The sequence below is a fragment of the Neobacillus vireti genome, from assembly GCF_036962345.1.
Taxonomy (GTDB): Bacteria; Bacillota; Bacilli; order Bacillales; family Cytobacillaceae; genus Neobacillus; species Neobacillus vireti_A.
In genome coordinates this window covers 30145-47778 of sequence record NZ_JBALNB010000013.1, presented here as the reverse complement: position 1 = coordinate 47778, position 17634 = coordinate 30145, and the positions used below count along the sequence as shown (strand labels likewise).

The following is a 17634-nucleotide window of genomic DNA, read 5'->3' as shown; positions in this document are numbered from 1 at the left end:
CCGCTCGCTTTCTTAAGATCCCGTGTCCCCGCGAACTCCTTTGCATTAAGCTACTGTTACTTCTCCCATCTCAGCTCGGGACTTGCACCTATAGACTGCACCCATGCTTGGCGCAAAAAAACGACAGGAATCCCTTATCGGGAATCTGCCGCTCGCCTTCCGTTAAAACTTTTTCAGAGTAAAAGGTTAACAGAAAAATGGTGTTTTCTCTTAAAATCTTCACTGCTTAAAAATTTTTTTCAACTCCGTTAAATCTATGCTGGAAGTTAAAGATCCAATTTCAGTTGTTGCTGCAGCACCAACAGTATTTGCAAATTGCAGATACTCCGTTAATTCCTTTTTCCCTACAGGCATTCCCTTTTCGTGGAAGCAATACAAAAGTCCGGACGTAAAAGCATCTCCTGCACCAGTTGTATCAATTGTATCTACCTTCGGAGCGCGGATGAACACTTTGTCTCCATTCATTACTCCATAAGCGCCTTTCCCACCCATCGTAATAAATAAATAAGGAATGTTCAACTTTGATATTTTTCCCAATCCAGCCTCAATTGAATTTGTTTCCATTAAAAAATTCAACTCATCTTCAGCCAACTTGACGACAGTAGCATGTTTAAGGAACGAAACAACTGTTTGACGGCATTGTTCCTCGCTTTCCCACCGCTTTAAACGAATGTTTGCATCAAAAGCGATCAGATTGGAAAACTCTTTAGCATATTTTAGTGCGGCCTCGGTCGTCTTTATGGATTTTTGTTGAAAAAGGGTGCCGGAGCCAAAATAAAGAATTTTTGTCTTTTCAAAAACGTCTCTTCTTAATTCTTCTTCTCTTAATACTTCATCCGGAGTTGGGTTTATATAAGAATGGAAGTTTCGCTCGCCAGTTTCTTTCAGATGTACATAGACCCCGCACATTCTTTTCGTATCAGTACGAACAGAAAACGTAAGATTGACTCCTTCCTGTTTTAATTCTTGTTCCACAAATTGACCGATTGAATCTGTCCCCAATTTGCACAGATAATAAGTGGGGAGCCCCAGTCTGCTGGTACCGACTGCCAGGTTAACAGTTGCGCCTCCCAACAGCCGCTGGAAATTGGTATTGGTACTGTCAGTTGAAATATAATCTACAAAGGCTTCTCCTAATGATATAACTCCTTGTTTTTCCAAAATAGCCCTCCTGCCGAAATGTATAAACAACATTATAAACTATATATAATCTTCTTTCTGGTAAACCATAAAAAAAATCCCCCAAACATTTAGTCTGAGGGTACATAATTAATAATCATAAATTAATTTGAAATCTTCTCTTAACGAAGTATAAAACGACACCAGATAGAACTAATATTAATCCTGCTAGTAAAATGTTAAAGTTGTTTGTCGCGGTATTTGGAAGTTCATGATCAGCTTTTGTGGGAATCTTATTAGTATCTGGTTCACCTTCAAATACACCATACGTACTGAAGTGATCAGTATAAGCTGACACTTCACCATTATTGTATTCTCCACCGATTGATTCCCATTTTTTTGCCTCTTCATTCCAATAGTAAACTTTTACATTTTTGGGATTTTTAATTTGTTTAGGATCCACTTTGAATGTTAATTTAACTTTTTCATTGAACTTATGATACAATTTGCCATCAGCTTCAATTGTAAAGTCATAAATAGCTAGGGAACCATTTGCTGCCATTTTCTTTACTTTAATATCTAGATTTTCTGCTAATGGCAGGATAGAAGCAAGAATTTGTACATCTACATTTCCATTGCTTACCTGAATCGCTGCACCAGCTTCTTTTAAGGCTTTAATTTGTTCCTTCGTCAGTGTTAATGTTGCATTTATTTTATTATCAACTTCAACAACAACGATTGCTTCGTTTTCAAGATTTTTAAGTGCATTTTTACTAATTGTATACTTGTTACCTTCTTTAGCCACTGACGGTTTAATTTCTTTTGTTTTATCTGATTTACCTGGATTTTCACCTGGTTTATTGCCTGGGTTTTCTCCTGGTTTGTTACCTGGGTTTTCTCCCGGTTTATTACCTGGGTTTTCTCCCGGTTTATTACCTGGGTTTTCTCCCGGTTTATTACCTGGGTTTTCGCCTGGATTTTCTCCTGGTTCAACACTTTTATCTACAATTCTGCCTTCAACTTTTGTTGGGATAGTTTCTAAGCTTACTAGATGATCTCTGAAGTTTTCCCAATCTGATAGACCTAAGTCTGTTACACGGCCTTCTGCATAAGCTTTCGCAAAGACATTATATCCGTCTCCACCTTTAGCTGTGAAAGCATTTGTGGCTACTGTGTAGGTTACTTCGTCTTGAATTTCTACATATTCACCATTTTGATTTAAATATTTTACGGATATTACACGTTCTCCTGCTGGTTTTGTAGAATCAAATTCCACTTTACCACCGGCTACATGTAAGAAACCACCATTTTCTCCTGGGGATTTACTGAAACTAATTTCAAATGCTTCTTTTAACTCAGCACCAGTTAAATCCATGGTTGCTAGAGTATTAGCAAATGGAAGAACAGTGATTACTTCACCCACAGTGATTGGACCAGCATCAATTGCCGAGCGGATACCACCGCCGTTTTGCAATGCCATAATGATATTTTTACCTGTGAATTCTCTTGCTTTCGTAAGCATACCATCCGTAATTAGGTTACCAAGAATGGTTTCGTTTTTACGTACACTTGGTGCTGTATTATCACCATTCGTACGTGGGTTTTCCAACTCTATAGTCGTTGTTACGCCGATTTCTTCATTCGCAATAGCATCTACTTTCGTTTTGTATGGTGCTAACAATGCTGCAGCTTCTGAATCATCCGCTTGTTTATCAATTGCGATTAATTCCCCAGCCTGTCCAACTACAACACCATTTCCATCAAATTCAACATCAAGCACACCGAGGTTGGTGTTTGCATTACCGGTTTGAACAATAACAGTTGGTGTTGCGTCTTTTGCAACAACTACTGGTTCAGCTAATACTGTATGACTATGTCCACCAACAATAACGTCAATGCCTTCAACTTTTTCTGCTAAAACTAAGTCGTTATCAATGGCTGCATTATCGTCATATCCAATATGAGTTAATGCGATAATCTTGTTGACACCTTGTGCTTCAAAAGCAGCGACTGCTTTTTCTGCTTCTGCTTTATAGTCTTCAAAAGTAATAGCGCCTGGGCTAGAAAGATCTTCAGTTTCTGCAGTTGTTAAACCAAAGATTCCCACTTTTTCACCATTAATTTCTTTGATAATGCCATTATAAATTTGAGCATTCATTACTTCAGTTGAAATGGAATCATTGAATATTCCAGTGAATTTATCATCTTGTGAGAAATCTACGTTTGCACTCACAAATGGGAATTTTGCTCCCTTAATAAAGTCAACTAAACCTTGATGTCCTTCAGCCGAAGAACCAAGATCAAACTCATGGTTACCGAATGTCATCGCATCATAGGCCATAAGATTCATTAGAGCCAAGTCAGCTTGTCCTTGGAATTCATTGAAATACAAAGTACCAGTGAAAACATCCCCAGCATTTAAAAGTAATGCTCCTGGGTTTTCTGCTCTTACTTCTTTTACTGCCGTTACAGTTTTAGGCATTTTGTCTAAAGCTGAATGGGTATCATTGGTATGCATGATCGTTAATTCTGAGTAATCTTTTACATCAACAATTCTGCCTTTAATTTCTTCAGGAATAGTTTCTAAGCTTACTAGATGATCACGGAAGTTTTCCCAATCAGATAAACCTAAGTCTGTTACGCGGCCTTCTGCATAAGCTTTTGCAAAGACACCATATCCGTCTCCACCTTTAGCTGTAAATGCGTTTGTTGCAATTGTGTATGTTACCCCATCCTCAACAGGAACATCATTTCCTTCTGCATCTTCATAAAATAAAGATACAACTCGTTCACCTGCTGGTTTAGATGAATCAAATTTAACCTTACCACCAGCTACATGTAAGAATCCGCCATTTTCTAGAGGATATTTACCAAAGCTGATTTCAAATGCTTCTTTTAATTCTGCCCCCGTTACATCCATTGTTGCTAATGTATTAGCGAATGGAAGTACAGTTATTACTTCACCTACTGTAATAGGTCCTTCATTAATTTCGGCACGAATTCCACCACCGTTTTGCAATGCCATAATGACATTTTTACCAGTGAATTCTTTTGCTTTTGTAAGCATACCATCCGTAATAAGGTTACCAAGAATGGTTTCGTTTTTACGTACACTTGGTGCTGTATTCTCACCATTTGTACGTGGATTTTCTAATAATTTTTGTGTTGTTACTCCGATTTCTTTTTGTGCTACTTCATTAACTTGAGTTTTGTATGGTGCTAACAAAGCTGCAGCTTCTGAATCATCCGCTTGTTTATCAATTGCGATTAATTCCCCAGCTTGTCCAACTACAACACCATTTCCATCAAATTCAACATCAAGTACACCTAAGTTGCTGTTTGCATTACCAGTTTGAACGATAGCCGTTGGAGTTGCATCTTCAGCAACAACCACTGGTTCAGCCAATGCTGTATGACTGTGTCCGCCAACAATAACGTCAATACCTTCAACTTCTTCTGCTAATACTAAGTCGTTATCAATGGCTGCATTATCGTCATAACCGATATGTGTTAATGCAATAATCTTGTTAACACCTTGTGCTTCAAAAGCAGCGACTGCTTTTTCTGCTTCTGCTTTATAATCTTCAAAAGTTATGGCTCCAGGGCTGGAAAGATCTTCAGTTTCCGCAGTTGTTAAACCAAAGATACCCACTTTTTCACCATTAATTTCTTTGATGATTCCGTTGTAAATATTTCCGTTTTTTGGTGCGTTAGATAGTAAATCACTAAAAATACCTGTGAATTTATTATCTTTCGCAAAATCTACGTTTGCACTCACAAATGGGAATTTTGCTCCCTTAACAAAGTCAACTAAACCTTGATGCCCTTCAGCGGAAGAACCTAGATCAAACTCATGGTTACCGAATGTCATCGCATCATAGCCCATAAGATTCATCAAATCCAAATCAGCTTGTCCTTGGAATTCATTGAAATACAAAGTTCCAGTGAAAACATCCCCTGCATTTAAAAGTAATGCATCTGGTTTTTCTGCTCTTACTTCTTTTACTGCCGTTACAGTTTTAGCCATTTTGTCTAAAGCTGCATGAGTATCATTCGTGTGCATAATACTTACTTCAAAGTTTTTCTCTGTATTAGCTAGATCAATTTGAACCAATACTGGATCGTGGTCAGATGCTTGTTCAGTAAAGTTCGCATTGATGTGGATCATGTCCGCTTTTGTAACATCTAATAAGTTGTTTGATACTAAAATATGGTCTAACGTTTGGTTGTTTCCTTGGAAGAAGTAAGTGAAACGATCTTCAGCAGGTACTTGATCAACCATGTTTGTTAAAACATCACCTTTTAGTGTTTCAAGAGCTGGGGTGAATTCGAAATCGTTCATGTCTCCAGCAACAACAAAATTTAAATTAGGATTTTCTGCAAGTCCTTGGTCAATGAAGTCATTAATAGCTTGTGCTAAGCCTAGACGTTCAGCTTCTGAGTTCAATTTAGGCGGTTGGTTAGAACCCCATAAGGATTGATCTCCACCTTTAGAATTTAAATGAGCACCGATAACAACTACTTTTTCACCTTGGAACTCAAATTCGGCAGCAATTGGCTTACGCGTATCATGGAATTTAGCAGGATTAATTACTCCTGGATTAAGCGTTAAATTTCCTGTTTCACTCCATGCATTTGCTTGTGTGCCTGTACCTTTAGTACCTTCAACTAATGTAACGCGTTCAGGATTATAAAGATAACCTACACGAATATTACCACCAGGTGCACCACCATTATCATTATTTACAGGGGCAACATCTGTCCATTCATAAGTTGGACCACCAGCAACTTTGATTGCTTCAATTAAACGTTTGTAACTCTCTGACGCATCGGTATTACCTGAGTCAGTTTCGCCGTCGTTATCTTGTACTTCTACAAGAGTAATAATGTCTGGAGATTTCATATTGTCTACAAATGATTTTGCAATTCTAGCAACTTTATCATCTGGTGTGTTAGATTTGTTATTTGAGAAGTTTTCAATATTGTATGCTGCAACTGTTAATTTATCTGTAGCCGATTCAATATGAGTAACTTCTGGTTTTAAGTCTGCTTTGATTAAAGCAGGTAATTTAGTTTTATCAGTGACTAATTGATAACCACTGCTTGCATAAGTAAGGACACCGATTACATCGCCATTAAATTGGTCACCCGGACGGAAATCAGAGCCGACATTGTCCAAAAAGATTTTTTCAGGGTTATAATCGTCTTTTGCGATATTAAGCCCGCCCTGAACATTTAATTGATTATTTGTTGTGCTTTCAACAATAATTGGAACATCATTACTATATGGTGGTCCAACTACAAGTGCATTCGGGAATGAAACACGCATATACTCAACAGATTCCCAGAAGTCAATGCCATCTTCTGGATCAAAAGATTTCATTTCATCGTTATCAATGACTTTGTTTGGAGGCAGGATATCTTTGCCGACAACAAGTGGTGCAGGCAAATCTGCTGTACCTGTTTTTGTTACTGCGGATGCAGTAATTCGTGTTGTAGACAGGTTGGCACCTCCGCCATTTTCTGTAACTTTTCCATCAACAGAAACGGTATCGCCAACTTTTACTCCATGAGCTGATTTGGACACTTCAATTGCTTCCGATGTCGTAATGTCAGTATCTGCATTTTCAACGTCCTGCATAACAAAGCTGCTCGTGCCAAATACGTGCGTTACTACACCAGTGATGTTTGTAACTGAAGCCCCATTATAGTCGGAAACATGTCCCTTTCCTTGAATATCATGGATTTTAACGCCTTGAGTATCCAGAATTTTAAAAGTAAAGCTGAAAACTTCGCTTACATCTTCACCTTTCACTGCAATTGCTTTGATGGTTGTTTCACCAGTTTCCAATGCAATTGGTGCAACATATTTTGTGCTTTCTTCAGTTGGTACAGAACCATCAGTTGTATAATTGATTTCTGCGCCCTCAAGGCCTGATTTCAATTCGATCTTGGTACCAGCTGGAACAACGCCTTGTGTCTGTGTTACATATACGGCTGGTTTGTTTACCAAATCATAGCTTTCAAGACCAGTAGTCTTTAAGTGATATCCACTATCATCAATAGATCCAAGTCCTGTTAGATGAACTTTATCGCCTTCTTTATAAAACTTAACAAGTTCATCGTAATCAGAGCCAGTACGATTATCGTGGATGACCCTTACTTTATCTCCGTTTTCGAATACTGCTTGGAAAATAGCCGTACCATAGTTATCTTTTGTTAATTCAGTGATTGTTACATTTTCTAATTTGAGCAGTTCAGCTAATGTAGTCTCATCTACTTTTGTCACTACCTGTGCCGCTGGAAGTGTATTACCGGATGAAGTGATTTCAAAATTTGTTGGTTCAATCTCAAGTTCACCTTTATATGTGAGCAATTTACCAGTTATTTTTACTTTATCGCCTGGTTTTACAGTTTTTGAGCTTCTAAAAACAAACATACCAGCAGTTTCATCTTGCATATAGAAAGTTTCGTTACCCCAAAGACCTGTATTCGTTGTAGCAATACCTTCGATCGTTACTGTATCCCCTACAGCTGCTTTACGAGCTTCTGCTACTGTAATAGCCTCTAGAGGGGCTTCAGGTTCGGTTGGTTCCTCTACGGCAGAACCATCTAATGTATGCTGTCCTAAATTCGAAAAGACATCCTTGCCTAAATTAGTCCATTCCTTTGTTTTATCAAAAGCATCATTAATTATTGTATCGCCAGTTAAAACATTACTATTTCTAACTAGAGATACATCTGCAAGGTTATTTTCTACTGATCCAACCTGTCCAATTGAATCAACAACACTTCCATTTTTCTTAAGGACGATTTGATCGTTACCATTAAAATTAATGACTTGTTTGCTTACATCGATTTTATCCGTTACCGCAACAATAGCAGCAACTGCATCTGATCGAGATATGACGTATGTATCACCATCTGCAAGTTTCCCCTCTAAAGGTAGTACCTTATCTGTTGTGGTAGCTCCTGCAGTAGCACTTCCACTATTATTATAGTGTTCTAGAGTATAATTACTTAAATCGATCTCAGCACCTGTCCCATTGTAAAGCTCAATAGCTTTGTTAAAACTGCTTCCTTCAATATACTCCGAAATAATCAGATCCGTTGTTTTTTGTGTTGCAGCCTCTACCGGTGATGCAAATGTCGGTCCGACAATGCTTGTTAATAAGCTTGCTGATAATAATACATTGAAAGGCTTTTGCCACTTTTTCTTACTTATCAAATCAAGTTTTCTTTTCATGTTACTCCCCCTTTAGATTGAAACGTGCATAAGTGAATCTAGTAAAATTATACAATTATACTATTAATATATTGTAAACTTAATGTAAAGAATTGTCGGTAGTTCAAATGACCTAAAAAATGTTAATTACAAGTAGTAATATATGAATATAAGCCCATTAAGAGCAAGGCAATTACTTAGTAATTTTGTCTCACTTTTTAACTTACAAGTTAATAAACATTTAAACACCGTCCAAAGTGTTTATGGACGGTGTTTGATGTTGTGTCATATTTTATTTCCCCAAACCACTAATATACTCAATGCGATATGCTGTGTTGCAGCAGCTGTTCACAGCATTTTTTAAACTTTTTTCCACTGCCGCACAAACAACTATCATTTCTGTCTGGCTTTGGACGGCCTGCTCGAAGATGATTTTCCAGCCATTGCTGTTTTATCCTAACAGCTAACCTTTCCATTCGTTCGTGGCCATAGTTATAGAGCTGAAGATAACTCTCACAGAAATAATCATACATTACCTGGTCTTCCTCTTGGTTCCATACTCGATTTCTTGGACAACCGCCATGGCATAGATGTAAATACTTGCAGCTCCCACACTTATCTGGCAAATTAGGTTTTAAGCCTAAAAAGTCTTCATATTTGGGACTGTTTAGAATATCTACGAGCGAATCTTGACCCACGTTCCCTAGTTTATAATCATCATTTATATAAAAATCGCACGGGTAGGCATCGCCGTTTTGTTCAAGGATCAGTGTTTTCGGGCATGACTGACGATGCACACATAATTCTGCCTCCTGATGTAAATAGACACTAAGTATGTTATCAAAGAACCGAACAGATCTTTTCGGTTTGCCATCGTTATACCAAACGTCAAACGCCTCGCATAAAAACTGGCCATATTGTTCAGGAGTAATCAAATATTGCCCCGGCTTATTCGGTTCTTGGGCTCGAAAATCCATACAAGGAATAAATTGCACATGGCTAAACTCTTCTGTCTGATAAAACTCCATCAACTCTTTTGCCCGGCCTACATTGCTTTCGTGAATAACCGTCAGGATATTAAAATCAACATGGGCTTTTCGCAAATGATTAATTCCACGCATGACACGGTCGTAACTCCCAATGCCCTGACCATTCACCCTTCTTGCGTCATTAATTTCCTTTGGTCCATCGAGACTAACACCGATTAAAAAATTATATTGTTTAAAAAAACTTGCCCATTCTTCTGTAATGAGCGTGGCATTGGTTTGCAGTGAATTGCTAATGGTTGTATTCTTCGGAGCGTACTTTGCTTGTAAGTATACAACCTGTTTAAAAAATTCCAAGCCAGCAAGGAGCGGCTCCCCTCCCTGCCAGGCGAACGATGCCAAACCATTGTTAAGAGCCATATATTCTTTAATAAATTTCTCCAGCATAATGGAGTCAATTTTTTCAATTTTTCCCGGCTGACCGCCGCAGCTGCTATAATAGCAGTAATCACAAGCAAGATTACATGCCTCGGAAACGGTTTTCCACATTACACCGATATGGCCATAGTTCTTTGAAGTTAAACAGTCTTGGACCATTTTTATATTGTCTCCTTACTGTTTGATGTATGTTTTACGTCTTTATGCGTGTGAAATTCTTGGCATTGGCATCTGCTCTTTATGCAGCTCTGCCCACGCATATTTTAATAGAAGTTCTTTTTTCAATTCTTGATAGTTTGGATGATCCCATAAATTATTTAATTCTTTTGGGTCATCCTGCAAGTCAAAGATTTCACCATAGGTTTGCCGGTAATAAATTGTGATTTTATAGCGCTCATCAACGTATGTTTTTTGATGGATGGTTGTTGGCTCATGGCGAAATTCACAGAGAATGTGATCCCTTGTCTTCTCTTGGATTCCCAGCCAAACATCTTTTTGGTCTTCTCCAGACATTTGAGGCGGAATAGGAATATTTGCTAAAGACAAAAAGGTTGGTGCTAAATCAACCAGCGATTGCAGGGCATGTGATTCTTTTTGTGCCGGCACTTTCCCCGGATAGCGGACAATAAATGGCAGTTTTATCAAATCCTCATAATGAAACCCGCCTTTGTACTGAAGGCCATGCTGGCCAAAGAAATGACCGTGATCCGTGGTAAAAACAACCAGTGTCTCATCGGCAATTCCCAGTTTATCCAGCTTATCTAGAATCATACCAATATACTTATCCATGAAACTTATCATACCAAAATAATTTGCCACTAGTTTTTTGCGGTCGTCCTCTGGCAGCAAATGCGAGTGATAGCCGTGAATGCCCCAGCCTGTTTCCTCCAGGTCAGAAAAATCAGGGTTCTCCTCCTGGGTCTTTTTAAAATGCGGGGGATTCTTTTCATGTTCACCTGGAACGGCTTCAGGTATTGTCAACTGATCAGGGTCATACATCGAAGCCCACGGTTCTGGTACTAAATAGGGAGGATGTGGATCCGGAAAGCTTGCCCAAAGGAAGAAATTTTCACCTTGTTGTTGATAGGTTTCCAAGAGCTCATTGGTTTTTTCCGTAATAAATGTATTGTAGTGATACTCCTCCGGAATACCCCAGGTATATTTAATCGCTGGATCCATGGTTCCCGTTGGCGCCATATAATACTGCTTCCAGTCATGATAGCCCTTCTCCTCCAACCAGGCGACGTAATGCTGTCCCACCAAATATTCATTGGTATGATTGCGCAAAAGCTCGATTTTTTCAAAACCATAGAATGGCTGATTGTAAGATTTCCAGAATTCAATATCCTGGAGGAGCGGCAGCGATTCTAACGATGGATACGCATCTGACGTGCGTGTTGGCTGGAAATGAGCCTTCCCGACAAGTGCCGTCCGATACCCATTTTCAACAAAAACATCGCCGACTGTCGGTTGCTCCTCGCTTAGTTTTGTTCCCAATGTCCATGCCCCGTGCTGGCTTGGATATGTGCCGGTAATAATCGAGGACCGTGCCGGAGTACATGTCGGATTCGGACAATAGGCACGTTGAAAGGAGGTTCCCTCACTCGCCAAGCGGTCGAGGTTTGGGGTGGAAATTTCCGGGTTAAAGGCACCAATCGTGTCATAGTGCTGCTGGTCACTGGTGATCAATAATATGTTTGGTTTTTTCATAACTGCCTGCACCTCTTTAGCTTTATTAATAGCACGAAAAAGCAGTGGGAGTGAACCCGGCCCGTGATAAGGCCGTCCACTCCACCGCATATTTTCAGCTAGTGTTACTCTTTAACTTTTAGCTTGATTTCAAAACTCTTTCCATAAGAATTCTTGGAATCAATATGAATTAACGTCTTTTTATTACTGAATACTGAAGCCTTAACACCCTTGCTCGCTTTTACCACTGCAGGGCGTGGAAGTTCTACCTCCAGCTTCATCTTATTAAGGCTGAAGGTTGGGTCAGAAACAGCAATCGTCACGATATCTCCATCTTTTTTCACAAGAATCGAGGCCGGATTATAGGAGGTTACATTACTAACACTTCTCTTTTTGTCACCAAAGAAATTGAAACCTTTCAGCCCAAGATTTACATGCTCAACAGCATGTACATCTTCCGAATTAGCCAAGATTTTCACTCCTGGACTATTCGCGTATTGCCCCGTTGCCTGTTCATTAAAGTTAGGCAAAATCACATACGCATATTTTGCATTTTGCGGATTCGCCCCATGCTCCAGTCCTAATGTAAAGAAGTTCTTCGTAATGTTGGTGTCCGGGTTTGGAGTACGGATTTTTCTAAGACTTTCCGTCACCGTATTGGTTGAAACATTTATGTTGGTGGCCTCGGGGAAGTAATATCCTACTTCGCTAGCTTCATCATTGGTTTTGAAATTTAGCCATTTAAGATTGTATTGTCCATTTGAAGGATTTGTTAATACCTGATGATCATACGTTTCTCCCGTAATGGAACTGGTTTCGCCGCTGTCAAACATCCGGTTATCAATCGTAGAAATAACCTCCCGGCCCAGCTGATCATTAATACCAGAACCCAGTAAAACGATCTCATCATCAAACATAAACGCTGATTTATTTGCATCAGCATTTTTATATGCAACAAAGTCCTCAGGCAGTAATCCATTCTGTTTATCACGATAGCCAATCTCGTCCCCGAGCTGAATACCTGTTACCCCGTATTTCCCCAGCTTAACCCCGCCAGAATAGGTATTCGTTCCTACCGGAAAATAAACATAATCATTTTGCGACACAGAGGATGCAAAGAAATTTAATGGATGATTGGTATTTTCATAGAAAAGCTTTCCTCCATAAAGTTGAGGAATCGTTTTTCTCTCCTCTACAGGTACAGTTGTACCCGGTAGCTTATAAGGATCCATTGCCGCAAAGTAATTTGCACCAAATGATTTTGTTTGATCTCTTCCTGATAAATATAAGTAATACGCGCCATCACCTTGGAACCACGGCATTAAGTTTTCGCCGCTCATATACTCATACTTGCTGATTCGGTCAGAGCTTCTTGCAAATGCAAATGCATAGGAGTCCCTTAAATGGACCGTTTTATCCATTAAGTTAAATGCATAATGATTTTCGTTCGCAATCCCGTTCTTAGCCTCAATCGTGGAATCCGCGATTAGGTTATTATACTGTACAACAGCTAAATTAGAAGTGAAGGAACCCGGATTAATAGTGCCTTTCGTAGTTTGAGCAATATATTTGATATGGGATTTTAATTGCTGACTGTCTTCTTCATTCAAGTAGTTCGTTAAATCAACCATTGCTTCGACGATACCATTAACATCCGCATACCCGGTTCCTGTTCTTGAAACCGCCCGGCCTTTGACAATTTCCATCATATACCCTTCGAAAATTACGGGAGAGAATCCTTGATATAACCAATTCTTGACGGTTGGAACCAATATTTCTTTCGGATTATAAGAACTATTATCCAGAATTTTCATAGTTTGGATAATTCGATTGATAAGGACTTTACCGTAAGAACCCGTATAGGCGACCCGGTGGTGCTGAATAAAGGAGCCATCCTCATAAAATCCATCCGTATTTCCATTAACAATATGATCAGGATCAATCGTTTGAAAAACAGTCAAAATGTTAGCCACTGCCTTTGATACCCGCTGCCCATCTCCGGTAACTGCCCCTTGGATGATTCGATTAGTGGCAATATCGGCAAGGTTTGCGCCTGTATGTTGACGGGCGGTTAAATCAATATCCCCATCTTTTCCGTTTCTCAAGAATAAATCCATCGAGTTCACATAGGCATCAATTAGGTCCGGTTTCTGAGTTTTAATCTCATCCTCTAACAAAAGTAAGATTTTCGAAATATGATTTGGGGCACCTATTTCCCATTCATACCAGTTCCCATAGTAACCTTTTTCTTGGTCGGCAAAGTGATTATCATAAAGCCAATCCAATCCCTCAATAACCTTATTGATTACTTCTTCATTTTTATAAAAATTATTACCACCTTGGCTAGGGTCTTTATAGGTCTTGGCAGCCAGCACCATTTGGTATAAATACAAATAGGAGTTGGCTAAATTTTTCGGATCTTGGCCAAGTGTGACACCTTTGAACAGACCTTGTCCCCTTTCCTCGATGGGAAGGAACTCTCCGAGTCTTGAATTGGCCGTGTTGTGGACAGAATTGATTTTACTAGCTAGCATTGGTTCGGAATTCAAGCTTTCAGTCCCAACTAGATACTGTTTAAAGTTCTCCTTTAATTGATTCAGTTCGTTCACAGTATCTGCGGAATTTGCCATGGTGGAAGCTGTCGGCGTTTCAGAGGCTTGAGCGGAGTTGTTGAAATCTAGTGCCGAAACAGATAAAAAGGTTGTTAGTGTCAAGGATGTAGCCAGAATTTTCTTTAGATTTTTTTCCATGATACACCATCCCATTAATTTTGTCCTTATGTACATAGAGCGTCTCTATACGCCCTGGAATTTGGAACTTTTCTGTCTCCTGCTTCTATTCTAGTGAGCGTACAAAAGTTACTCAGCGGCTGTTTGGTAATTGGTTTGAACCTTTTTCTCCTTATGAAACCCCTTTGATACCACAGCATAAATCAGATAGGAAGCAATGCTAAAAGCTACCATCGAGGCTGCTGGAAACTTAAAAATGAGCACCACTGTACCGGCAATCACCACAAGGGAAACAAGCACAAAATGAGGATTTCCAATCGAAAACAGCATAGCATTCTTGATTGCGTCCTTCCAAGACACCTGGTAATGAACGATGACGGGAAAAATCGTAATTGACACAAACAGATAAACAATACTTAAAAGGAAAAAAACCGCAAATAGTACGTATTTTAGGCTCGATTGCATTTGATTGGTGATGATAAAATCACCGATTAACAAAAAGGTAAAGACAATCCATAAAATTCCAAGAACGAAACTTTGTTTAAAGTTCGCCTTAAAATGGCGGAAAAAAGCGGAAAACACTTTAATGTCATTTTCCTTCTGCCACTCTCGGACTACAGCAAACAAAGCGGTTGTCGCTGGAAAAATGGTCAGCATCGGAAGGCATACCACCAGCCATAATAGATTCAATATAAAGGCCTTCATGATAAACTCCATTGTTCGATATAGCTTCCCATCCATTTCACCATTTCCCCTTTCAAATCCTATTAGGAAAGGAAACGCCAGTCACTCTTGACGTTTCCCTATCCCAATTTCTTACCAGTACATTTTCCAATCCTTAACAAGACGAATCAATGCTTCAAAATAATAGTAGTCGCCCCAGATACAGCTTTCATCGACACCACGGCCGCCAGCTTTGTAGTATACGGCATGCTTAAGGATTCCGTTTGCCTCGCTATCGATATCGGTACGATAGTTTTCATATAAAGACTGCACCATCTTTAATGCAGCATTTTCATAGATTTCTTTTTCTGGGTCAGTTAATGGCAAGTGCTTTGCCATCTCAAGCAGGCCGCAAATTGTGATCGCCGCTGCAGAGCTGTCCCGCTCCTCATCCCCTTCAGTAAAGATTAAATCCCAATAACAAATCTCGTCTTCCGGCAAACGGTTCAAATAATAGTTTGTCAGCTTCTTCGCTAACTCAACTAAACTCCAATCACCAGTGTAATTGTAGCTGAGCGGGAAACCGTAGATTCCCCATGCTTGCCCGCGGGCCCAGCAGGAATCATCGGAATGACCTTGATGGGTATTTCCGTACAATGGCTCACCAGTCTCCGGATCCATATAATACGTATGGAAGGTGGAGGCGTCTTCGCGGACAATATATTTGGCTGCCTGCTTGACATGACTTTCAGCAATTTCGCGATATACTGATTTCCCTGTAACTTCCGTTGCCCAATAAAGTAAAGGCAGATTAAGGTTGCAGTCAATAATCATCCTCCCGCGCTGCTTTGGATCATTAAGATCTCCCCATGCCTGAATAATCCCAGCTTTATCGTAATAGCGAGTAATTAACAAATCTGCCGCCTTTATTGCAATTTCCTTTGCTTCTTCATTGCCGGTAAGCTTATAAGCGCTCACACAGCTCAATGAGTATAAGAAGCCTAAGTCATGATGGTCAACCTCTATTCGTTTTTCCAAACGTTCTTTAAAACTTTGAATCTGCTTCTCCGCGACTTTCCGGTATTTTTCATCCCCTGTGTATTCATAAGCGAGCCAGAGCATGCCCGTCCAAAAACTTGTGGTCCATTCTACATTTTCAATCGGTTTATAGACAAGGCCTTCACTGTTGGAATCAGGAAATTTATCTGTAAATACATCTAGGCTTTGATCGATTTTCGCCAAAACATGCTCAATGGCTTTTTCAACAAAGGCACGATCTACAGCGGGGCCTTTTGTGAAACGAACACTGTTCTTAATTTCTTCCTTGCGTACTTCCTTAACTAGTACAGTCATTTGCAATACTCCTCTATTTTGTAATAAAATGGGTCTTTCATATCTTTCAGCCAATGTTGCAGCTTCCTTTCAAGACCCTCTGCAATCAGATGATCGGAAGGATTTTTGATATGCTCTGGATGTAACTGATATTTATCTTGTTTCAAATCGTATAGCAAGCGAATTCTTTCATCTTTAGGAGAATAACCATGGTGAATAACATAGGTAAATTCGGCAGTTCGAATGGCTCTCCATCCAAATTGGCGATTATCCAGTCCAGCCTCACGAAACGCTTCAATCGCTTCCTTTCTTCCCGGATAGGCACTAATAAACGCTTCCTTTGGACCGCCAGCTTGCTGGTTTACGATGAAGTCCGATAAATCAATTCCCTCAACCGTTCTAGGAATCTCTAAATCTAGAAAACTAAGCAAAGTCGGCATAATATCAACCGTATTAAGTAAAAGGTCTGTCCGCGTTTTCGGAATTACATTCGGCCACCGAATACAAAATGGGACACCAATCGATTCTTCAAACCATACATGCTTTGCCATCAGACCATGGGAACCCATCATTTCACCATGATCCGAAGTCAAAACAACAATGGTGTTCTCATCTAGCTTTTCTGATTTTAATAATTGTAAAATTCTCTCAAATTGATCATCAATTCCTGAGATTGCAGCAAAGTAATTCAATTGTTTTTCCTTTAACTCTTCAATCCCGCCGTCCACTGTTTCTCCGGTATGAACGGAGAAACTTGAATTGGTGACATTTTTGCGGAGCGTAATTTTATCCCTGTTATACAGTGCCTTATATTTTTCTGGTACTTGATCAAATGGACTATGCGGCGGATTCCAGGATAAAAATAAGGCAAACGGCTGATCGTTGGTTCGATCTTGGATAAATTTTAGTGCTTGGTCTGTTTCGTGTTCGACCGACCATTGGTTTACTTTAATTTTTTCCGGACTATCCTGCCAGTAATGCGGTGAGAGATGCTCATCCCAAGCTCCATAAGAATACCAGTATTGGAATCCTTGGCGTTTCGGTCCGGGAGGTGTATACGCATCCCACCCTTCTGCACCGGATTCCGGCTGCTCCGATACATTTAATTCCGGTAAATCCAGATGCCACTTTCCGATATATCCCGTCTGATAGCCGTTTTCTACCAGAACGTCACCAATACTAATTTCATCTGGGCTTAACATAACATCCGCCCCAACCTTACAGTTCGTATAAACCCCTGTGCTGCTTGGATACTTGCCGGTAAGCAAGGAAGCCCGGTGAGGAGAACATAATGGGGAGCAAGTTACGGCATTAGAAAAAATCGTCCCTTCACGCGCAAATGCGTCGATATTCGGCGTTAATACCTGATCCTCTCCTTCATACCCAACAGCCTGACGGCGCCATTGATCTGCAAAAATATAGATTAGATTCGGCCTTTGTTGCCTCTCCATGG

Annotated in this window: 8 protein-coding genes; all 8 read right to left on the bottom strand. The window is 39.8% G+C overall.

What is annotated here, in order from left to right; all coding sequences use genetic code 11:
* Nucleotides 1-219 precede the first annotated feature (219 nt).
* The 8 genes from V7108_RS16725 to V7108_RS16690 all read right to left on the bottom strand — a co-directional run bounded on the left by V7108_RS16725 (nt 220) and on the right by V7108_RS16690 (nt 17632).
* A complete protein-coding gene (locus tag V7108_RS16725; protein ID WP_335568900.1) occupies nt 220-1161 on the bottom strand; it encodes a carbohydrate kinase family protein in 942 nt (313 codons plus the stop codon).
* Nucleotides 1162-1276: 115 nt separating this feature from the next.
* On the bottom strand, nt 1277-8365 hold the full coding sequence (locus V7108_RS16720; protein ID WP_335568899.1) for a 5'-nucleotidase C-terminal domain-containing protein: 7089 nt from the start codon (nt 8363-8365) through the stop codon (nt 1277-1279).
* A gap of 296 nt (nt 8366-8661) precedes the next feature.
* Nucleotides 8662-9927 (bottom strand): anaerobic sulfatase maturase, encoded by a 1266-nt coding sequence (locus V7108_RS16715; RefSeq protein ID WP_335514014.1) that lies wholly within the window; start codon nt 9925-9927, stop codon nt 8662-8664.
* 42 nt (nt 9928-9969) lie between these two features.
* Nucleotides 9970-11478, bottom strand: coding sequence for a sulfatase family protein (locus V7108_RS16710; RefSeq protein ID WP_335514010.1), 1509 nt, complete (start codon nt 11476-11478; stop codon nt 9970-9972).
* 104 nt (nt 11479-11582) lie between these two features.
* A complete protein-coding gene (locus V7108_RS16705) occupies nt 11583-14207 on the bottom strand; it encodes a polysaccharide lyase 8 family protein (protein WP_335514007.1) in 2625 nt (874 codons plus the stop codon).
* Between the two features lie 108 nt (nt 14208-14315).
* Nucleotides 14316-14927 carry a YesL family protein gene (locus V7108_RS16700; RefSeq protein WP_335514004.1) on the bottom strand — a complete coding sequence of 204 codons (612 nt, stop codon included), beginning with the start codon at nt 14925-14927 and terminating at the stop codon, nt 14316-14318.
* 75 nt (nt 14928-15002) lie between these two features.
* Entirely contained in the window at nt 15003-16202 is a 1200-nt protein-coding gene (locus V7108_RS16695; protein ID WP_335514001.1) for a glycoside hydrolase family 88 protein, read from the bottom strand.
* Nucleotides 16199-17632, bottom strand: a complete 1434-nt coding sequence (locus V7108_RS16690) for a sulfatase family protein (RefSeq protein WP_335513998.1) — start codon at nt 17630-17632, stop codon at nt 16199-16201. Before V7108_RS16690 ends, V7108_RS16695 begins: the two co-directional genes overlap by 4 nt.
* Nucleotides 17633-17634: the final 2 nt, after the last annotated feature.